Origin of the sequence: Saccharopolyspora hirsuta (assembly GCF_008630535.1) — a bacterium.
Taxonomy (GTDB): domain Bacteria; phylum Actinomycetota; class Actinomycetes; order Mycobacteriales; family Pseudonocardiaceae; genus Saccharopolyspora; species Saccharopolyspora hirsuta.
In genome coordinates this window covers 198,507-205,768 of the sequence record NZ_VWPH01000016.1, presented here as the reverse complement: position 1 = coordinate 205,768, position 7,262 = coordinate 198,507, and the positions used below count along the sequence as shown (strand labels likewise).

The 7,262-nt window shown below is 73.6% G+C and carries 7 protein-coding genes and 1 rRNA gene; 7 read left to right on the top strand and 1 reads right to left on the bottom strand.

All coding sequences use genetic code 11. The features are described from left to right. Window positions 1-112 (top strand): 5S ribosomal RNA (rrf, locus tag F1721_RS29845); the annotation flags it as partial. A gap of 281 nt (window positions 113-393) precedes the next feature. On the opposite strand, the gene F1721_RS34625 is transcribed toward rrf, so the two are convergent. Further along, window positions 394-1,485 (bottom strand): hypothetical protein, encoded by a 1,092-nt coding sequence (locus F1721_RS34625; protein ID WP_170301644.1) that lies wholly within the window; start codon window positions 1,483-1,485, stop codon window positions 394-396. On the opposite strand from F1721_RS34625, the gene F1721_RS29835 reads away from it, so the two are divergent. The 6 genes from F1721_RS29835 to recN all read left to right on the top strand — a co-directional run bounded on the left by F1721_RS29835 (window position 1,429) and on the right by recN (window position 7,211). Then, a complete protein-coding gene (locus F1721_RS29835; protein ID WP_246155390.1) occupies window positions 1,429-2,253 on the top strand; it encodes a tetratricopeptide repeat protein in 825 nt (274 codons plus the stop codon). The two genes, F1721_RS34625 and F1721_RS29835, sit on opposite strands and share 57 nt — an antisense overlap. Beyond that, window positions 2,250-3,254: an HAD-IIA family hydrolase gene (locus F1721_RS29830; protein ID WP_150070148.1), complete on the top strand. Its 1,005-nt coding sequence runs from the start codon at window positions 2,250-2,252 to the stop codon at window positions 3,252-3,254. The genes F1721_RS29835 and F1721_RS29830 overlap by 4 nt, the downstream gene beginning before the upstream one ends. Window positions 3,255-3,350: 96 nt before the next feature. Then, entirely contained in the window at window positions 3,351-3,578 is a 228-nt protein-coding gene (locus F1721_RS29825) for a hypothetical protein (protein WP_150070147.1), read from the top strand. Window positions 3,579-3,582: 4 nt separating this feature from the next. Beyond that, window positions 3,583-4,422 carry a TlyA family RNA methyltransferase gene (locus F1721_RS29820; protein ID WP_150070146.1) on the top strand — a complete coding sequence of 280 codons (840 nt, stop codon included), beginning with the start codon at window positions 3,583-3,585 and terminating at the stop codon, window positions 4,420-4,422. Window positions 4,423-4,432: 10 nt separating this feature from the next. Beyond that, the gene (locus F1721_RS29815) at window positions 4,433-5,326 is read left to right on the top strand and encodes an NAD kinase (RefSeq protein ID WP_150070145.1); all 894 of its coding nucleotides are present in this window, start codon (window positions 4,433-4,435) and stop codon (window positions 5,324-5,326) included. Window positions 5,327-5,405: 79 nt separating this feature from the next. Continuing rightward, a complete protein-coding gene (gene recN / locus F1721_RS29810) occupies window positions 5,406-7,211 on the top strand; it encodes a DNA repair protein RecN (RefSeq protein WP_150070144.1) in 1,806 nt (601 codons plus the stop codon). Window positions 7,212-7,262: the final 51 nt, after the last annotated feature.

Below are 7,262 nucleotides of genomic sequence, written 5' to 3'. Positions count from 1 at the left end.
TGGCGATGGCGGGGAGGGTCCGCCCGGTCCCATTCCGAACCCGGTAGCTAAGCTCCCCAGCGCTGATGGTACTGCACTCGACAGGGTGTGGGAGAGTAAGACACCGCCGACACACAATTTGAGAGGGGCCGACCGGACCCGTCCTTGCGGGACGGATCTCCGGTCGGCCCCTTTTTTCATGACCGAGTTCATGACCGGGAGTTGCCCCCGCTCACATCGGGGTGCGGCCCGCCGCGGCCCGCCGAGACGTGGGGCTACGCTGGTGGGTACTTCAGTTTTTCTGCTTCAGGAGGTTCGGTGTCCGGTTCCGACGACAGGCGCGGCGACTCTCGCCGCGGGGCCGGTGCCGGCCGAAGCGGCCAAGGCGGCCGCGGGAGCTTCGAGCGCCGTGGTTCACAGGGCGGCCCGCGCCGCTTCGGCTCGCGGGACGACCGCGGCGGCTTCCGCAACGACCGGGATGACCGCGGCCGCGGCGGCTACCGCGACGACCGCCGGGGCCGCGACGACTTCGGCGGCCGCGACCGGTTCCGCGGCCAGGGCGGCCAGGACCGCCGCGGTGGCTTCCGCCGCGACAACGACCGCCGTGACAACGACCGCCGGGATTTCGACAACCGGCGCGATGACAGGCGCGATGACCGCGGTGGGTTCCGCCGCGACGACCGCGACCGCGGCTTCAACAACGATCGCGGACCGCGCCGCGACAACTTCCGCCGCGATGACCGCGATCGCGGCGACTTCCGCCGGGACAACCGGGACCGGCGTGACGACCGCGGCGGCTTCCGACGTGACAACGACCGCAGGGACAACTTCCGTCGGGATGACCGGCGTGACGACCGCGGTGGGTTCCGTCGGGATGACCGCGACCGTCGTGATTTCCGGCGTGATGACCGGGGCGGTTTCCGCAGGGACGACCGGCGTGACGACCGCGGCGGCTTCCGTCGGGATGACCGCGACCGCGGGGACTTCCGCCGCGACGACCGACGTGGCGGTTACGAGCGTCGGGACGACCGGGACTTCAACGACCGTCCGCGTCGCGATGACCGGCCCCGTCGGGATGATCGGGACTTCCGCGACCGGCCGCGCCGCGACGACCGCGACTTCAAGGATCGTCCGCGTCGCGACGACCGGGGTTCCGACAAGCGGCCGCGTCGTGACGACCGCAGCTTCGACGACCGGCCTCGCCGGGACGAGCGTCGGGATGACCGCCCGCGGCGGGACGGGGACCGGTTCGACCGCGGTGGTCGGCCGCGTCGTGACGACCGCGACTTCCGGGACCGGCCGCGTCGTGATGACCGGCGGGGCGACCGGGAGCGCAGCGGGTCCCGCGAGGACGCCGCGAAGCAGTCGAACGAGGCTGCCGAGTCGAGCCCGAAGCTGCAGGAGCCGGAGCTGCCCGAGGGCCTGGACCCCAAGGAGCTCGACGCCGAGGTGCGCCGCGAGCTGCTGCCGCTGCCCAAGGGCTTGGCCGACAAGGTCGCGCTGCACCTCGTCGCTGCTGGCCAGCTGGTCGACGAGGACGCGGAGAAGGCTCTCGCGCACGCCCGGTTCGCCCGGCAGAAGGCGTCCCGCATCCCGTCGGTGCGCGAGGCCAACGGGCTCGCCGCGTACTTGGCGGGTGAGTGGAGCGAGGCGCTGTCCGAGCTGCGCGCGGCTCGTCGCATCGCGGGCGGCCCCGGCCACCTCGCGATGATGGCCGACTGCGAGCGCGCGCTGGGGCGGCCCGAGCGGGCGGTGGAGCTCGCCCGCAGCCAGGAGGCGACCCAGCTCGAGCAGGAGGACGCCGTCGAGCTGCGCATCGTGGCGGCCGGGGCGCGCCGGGACCTCGGTGAGGTCGAGGCCTCCGTCGTGAGCCTGCAGATCCCCGAGCTCGACCCGCAGCGGCAGGACCCGTGGAGCGCGCGGTTGTTCTACGCCTACGCCGACAACCTGCTGGCCGCTGGCCGCGAGCGCGAGGCCTTCACCTGGTTCGTGCACGCCGCGCACGCCGACGACGAGGAGGAGACCGACGCTCCGGAGCGCCTGGAGGAGCTGGCCGAGAAGATCGGCGGGCCGGAGGTCGTCGAAGAGCTGGTGACCGAGGCCGAGGCCGCCGCTGGGATCTCGGACGAGGACGAGCTCGACGACGAGGACGGCTCCCCCGACGAGGACGCTGAAGACGCGGTCGCCGAGGACGCGGTGGACTCGGCGGATGCCGAGGAGCTGAAGAAGGACGCCGCTGACGGCGAAGCCGAAGGGGGCGCGCGAGCGCAGTGAGCGGGACGCTCCTCGACGGCCACGACGTCGTGCTGTTCGACCTGGACGGCACGGTCTTCCGCGGCGGTGAACTCGTTCCCGGTGCCCTGGAGGCAGTCCGGGAAGTGCACCGCCGCGGCGTCCAGGTCCGCTACGTCACCAACAACGCGTCCAAACCGGACCAGGCGGTGGTCGACCACCTCGCCGGTCTCGGGCTGACCGCGGAGCGGGCCGAGGTGAGCACCAGCGCGCAGGCCGGTGCCGCCGTGCTGGCCGAGAAGCTGCCCGCCGGATCCCGGGTGCTGGTGGTCGGTTCCGCCGCCCTGGCGTCCGAAGTGGACCGCGTCGGGCTGGTTCCGGTGTCGGACTTCGCCGACGACCCGGCCGCGGTCGTGCAGGGGCTCTCGACGGAGATCGCGTACCGCGACCTCGCCGAGGCCTGCTTGGCGATCCGCGCCGGGGCGCTGTGGGTGGCGTGCAACGGGGACCGCACGCTGCCGACCGAACGCGGTCTGGTGCCGGGCAACGGTGCGCTGGTCGAGCTGCTGCGCGCGGCGACCGACCAGGAGCCGCTGGTGGCCGGGAAGCCCGAGCGCCCGCTGCTGGACCGCGCGGTCGACTCGGCGGGCGGGCGGTCGCCGCTGATGGTCGGGGACCGGCTGGACACCGACATCGCGGGCGCGGTCAACGCGGGGATGCCGTCGCTGATGGTGCTGACCGGGGTGAACACCCCCGCCGATCTGCTCGGCGCCGCCCCGGAGATGCGCCCCGACCACGTCGCGGCCGATCTGCGCGGGTTGTTGCAGGATCCCGCGGAGGTGGCGATCGCAGCGCAGCCCGGGTGGCGCGCGCGGGTCGAGGACGGCGTGCTGGAGCTGGCGCGTTCCGAGGGCGAGGCCGATGCGCTCGCCGCGCTGCGGACCTTGTGCGCGGCGTGGTGGGCCGCTTCGTCCGGACCTGTCGAGGTGCGGGCGGCGGACGAGCCCGCGAAGGCGGCGTTGCGCGAGCTCGGCTTGGCCTGAAGCGGCGGACGCCGCGGTGTCACCGCCGGGGCGTTCCGATAGCGTGGAGACGTCGCCGCACAGCGGTCGCGGCGTGATCGAGGGGAGCAGGAGCGGATGACCTCTCCGGGGCAGATGCCGAATCCCGCGATGCTGGCGCGCCCGGCCGACGACGGCCAGTCGGCGATCGACGCCATCGCGGCGGCCGTCGCCGACCTCGACGAGGTGCGGGAGCGGCCCGTCGCCGAGCACGTCGAACGGTTCGAGGCGGTGCACACCGCGCTCACCGACGCGCTGTCGAAGGCCGATCACCTCCTCTCCGGAACGAGTGCACACAGGAGCTGACGCAGTGCCACGCAGGGCGCGGTTGGATGCCGAACTGGTTCGTCGCGGGCTGGCGCGGTCCCGCGAGCACGCCTCCGAACTGGTCGAGGCGGGTCGGGTGAGCGTGCGCGGCATGGTCGCGCGCAAGTCCGCCACCGCGGTCGAGACCGACGCTCCGGTGGTGGTCGCCGAGGACGTGGACGACCCCGGTTGGGCGTCGCGGGGCGCGCACAAGCTGCTGGGCGCGCTGGAAGCTTTCGAGCCCGAGGGGTTGTCCGTGGCCGGGCGGCGGTGCCTGGACGCGGGTGCGTCGACCGGCGGGTTCACCGACGTGCTGCTGCGCCGCGAGGCCCGCGAGGTCGTCGCGGTCGACGTCGGCTACGGGCAGCTGGTGTGGAAGTTGCAGACCGACGATCGGGTGCACATCCACGACCGGACCAACGTCCGCTCGCTGACCCCGGAGGACATCGGCGGGCAGGTGGACCTGGTCGTGGCGGACCTGTCGTTCATCTCGCTGAAGCTGGTGCTGCCCGCGCTGGCCGCCTGCGCGACCCCGGACGCCGATCTGGTGCCGATGGTCAAGCCGCAGTTCGAGGTCGGCAAGCAGCGGCTGGGTTCCGGCGGGGTGGTGCGCGACCCGCAGCTGCGGGCCGAGGCGGTGCTGGAGGTCGTGCAGGTCGCCGCCGAGAACGGGCTGGGGCTGCGCGGCGTCGTGGCCAGCCCGCTGCCCGGACCGTCCGGCAACGTGGAGTACTTCCTGTGGCTGAGGCCCGGCGAGCGCACCGACGCAGCTGCGGCGGAAGCGCTGGTGGCGGACGCGGTTCGACGGGGACCGCAGACCGCCGTCAAGAACTCGCACCGGTGAGGAGTGGGAGTTGACCCGAGAGGTGCTGCTGGTGGTGCACACCGGCAGGCAGCACAACGTGCGCACCGCGGAGAAGGTCGCCGGTCAGCTGATCGGCGCCGGGCTGCGGGTGCGGGTGCTGGCGGAGGAGGCCCCCGAGCTCAGGCCCGACTGCTACAGCCGGGTGGTGGCCCCGGGAGCGCAGGCGGCCGCGGGCACCGAGCTGGTGCTGGTGCTCGGCGGGGACGGCACGCTGCTGCGCGCGGCAGAGCTGGCCCGGCTGGCCGACGTCCCGGTGTTCGGCGTGAACCTGGGCCGGGTCGGCTTCCTGGCCGGTGCCGACTCCGATGCGCTGGACGAGGCGCTGGCCGCCGTGGTGGAGGGCCGGTACCACGTCGAGGAGCGGATGACGGTCGAGGTCACCGCGAAGCTCGACGGCCAGGTGCTGGCGAGCACCTGGGCGCTCAACGAGGCCAGCGTGGAGAAGAGCAGCCGGGAGCGGATCCTGGACGTGGTCGTGGAGGTCGACGGGCACCCGGTGTCGGCGTTCGGCTGCGACGGCGTGCTCTGCTCGACGCCGACCGGATCCACCGCGTACGCGTTCTCCGCCGGGGGACCGGTGGTGTGGCCCGAGGTGCAGGCCCTGCTGGTCGTGCCGAGCAACGCGCACGCGCTGTTCGCCCGGCCGCTGGTGGTGTCGCGGGAATCGCTGGTGGCGGTGGAGATCGACCAGCACGGCCACCACGCGGTGCTCAGCTGCGACGGGCAGCGGCACTTCGACCTGCCGCCGGGGGCGCGGGTCGAGGTGGTGGCGGGGGACAGCCCGCTGCGCCTGGTGCGGCTGCACGACACCGCGTTCACCGATCGCCTGGTGCACAAGTTCGAGTTGCCGGTGCAGGGGTGGCGGGGCCCGGCCACGCGCTGAGCAGCGCGCGGACGAGTTGAGCGTTTCGTTATTCCCAGCGGGGCATCGCGCGTCCGGGCGTGCCAGTAGGGTGCTTGATGTGTTGGCGGAGATGCGCATCCAGGGACTGGGCGTCATCGACGACGCCACGCTCGCACTGCACGAGGGGTTGACCGTGGTCACCGGCGAGACCGGCGCCGGCAAGACGATGGTGGTCACCGGGCTGCACCTGCTCGGCGGTGGTCGCGCCGACGCCTCCCGGGTCCGCTCCGGTGCGCAGCGTGCCGTCGTGGAGGGCCGGTTCCAGACCACGATCGACTCACCCGCGGCCAAGGTCGCTTCCGAAGCCGGGGCCGAACCGGACGAGGACGGAAGCCTCATCGCCCTGCGCACGGTCACCGCGGACGGGCGTTCCCGCGCCCACCTCGGGGGCCGTTCGGTGCCCAACGCCGTGCTGTCCGAGCTGGCCGAGCAGGTGCTCGCGGTGCACGGTCAGAACGACCAGCTGCGGTTGCTGCGGTCCGGCGAGCAGCGGGCGGTGCTCGACCGCTTCGCCGGGGAACCCGTGCTGCAGGTGCTCGCGAACTACCAGCGGGTGCGCGCTGAATGGGTGGAGGCGGTCCGGGAGCTGACCGAGCGCACCGAGCGCTCCCGGGAGCTGGCCAGGGAAGCGGACCTGCTGCGGCACGGGCTGGGCGAGATCGAGGCGGTCGCGCCGGAACCCGGCGAGGACGTCGCGCTGGTCGAGGAGGCCCGGCGGCTGGCGGACGTGGACCAGCTGCGGGAGATCGCCGCGGGTGCCCACCTGGCGCTGACCGGCTCGGCGGACGGGGACCCGGACGCGCCCGGTGCGATCGGGCTGATCGGGGAGGCCCGGCGGCGCCTGTCGGCCGCCGAGGACCCGGCGCTGCGGGAGCTGGAGCCGCGGGTGGCCGAAGCCGTCGCGGTGCTGGCCGACGTCGGCGGCGAGCTCGGCGGGTACCTGGACCGGTTGGACGCCGACCCGGCCCGCCTGGAGCAGGTGCTGGCCCGGCAGGCCGAGCTCAAGCAGCTGACCAAGAAGTACGCGGCGGACATCGACGGAGTGCTGGCCTGGGCGGAGGAAGCCCGCACCCGGCTGGCCGGGATGGACACCTCCGAGGAGGCGCTGGCCGCGCTGGCCGCGCGCCGCGACGAGCTGGCCGCCGAGCTGGCCGAGCTCGCCGTCGCGCTCACCGAAGCGCGGCGGGAGGCGGCGGTCGGGCTGTCCGAGGCGGTGTCCGAGGAGCTGGACGGGCTGGCCATGGCGCAGGCCCGCCTCGAGGTCGTGGTGCAGCCGAAACCCGCCGAGGCCGGGGATCCGAACGCGCTGCAGGTGCGCGGCAAGAGCGTGCACGCGGGCCCGGAGGGCGTGGACGAGGTCGAGCTCCAGCTGATCGCGCACTCCGGCGCTCCCGCCCTGCCGATCCACAAGGGCGCTTCGGGCGGTGAGCTGTCGCGGGTGATGCTGGCGCTGGAGGTGGTGCTGGCCGACGCCGACACCGTGCCCACGCTGGTCTTCGACGAGGTCGACGCCGGGGTCGGCGGGCGCGCCGCGGTGGAGATCGGGCGGCGGCTGGCCAGGCTGGCGCGCACCCACCAGGTCGTGGTCGTCACGCACCTGCCGCAGGTCGCCGCCTACGCGGACCGGCACCTGGTGGTGGACAAGGGCAACGCCGAGGGCGGGCTGACCCGCAGCGACGTGCGGGTGGTGGCCGACGAGCAGCGGGTGGTGGAGCTGGCCCGGATGCTGGCCGGGATGGACTCCACCGAGACCGGTCGCGCGCACGCCGAGGAGCTGCTGAACACCGCCACCGCGTACAAGCTGGCGCAGGCCCGCTTCCGGCGGAAGAAGCCCGCGAAGAAGAAGGCGAAGAGCGGGAAGTGATCTGCGCCATTTGGCCGAACATTTTGTGATCCAGGTGGACCAGGGGTATCG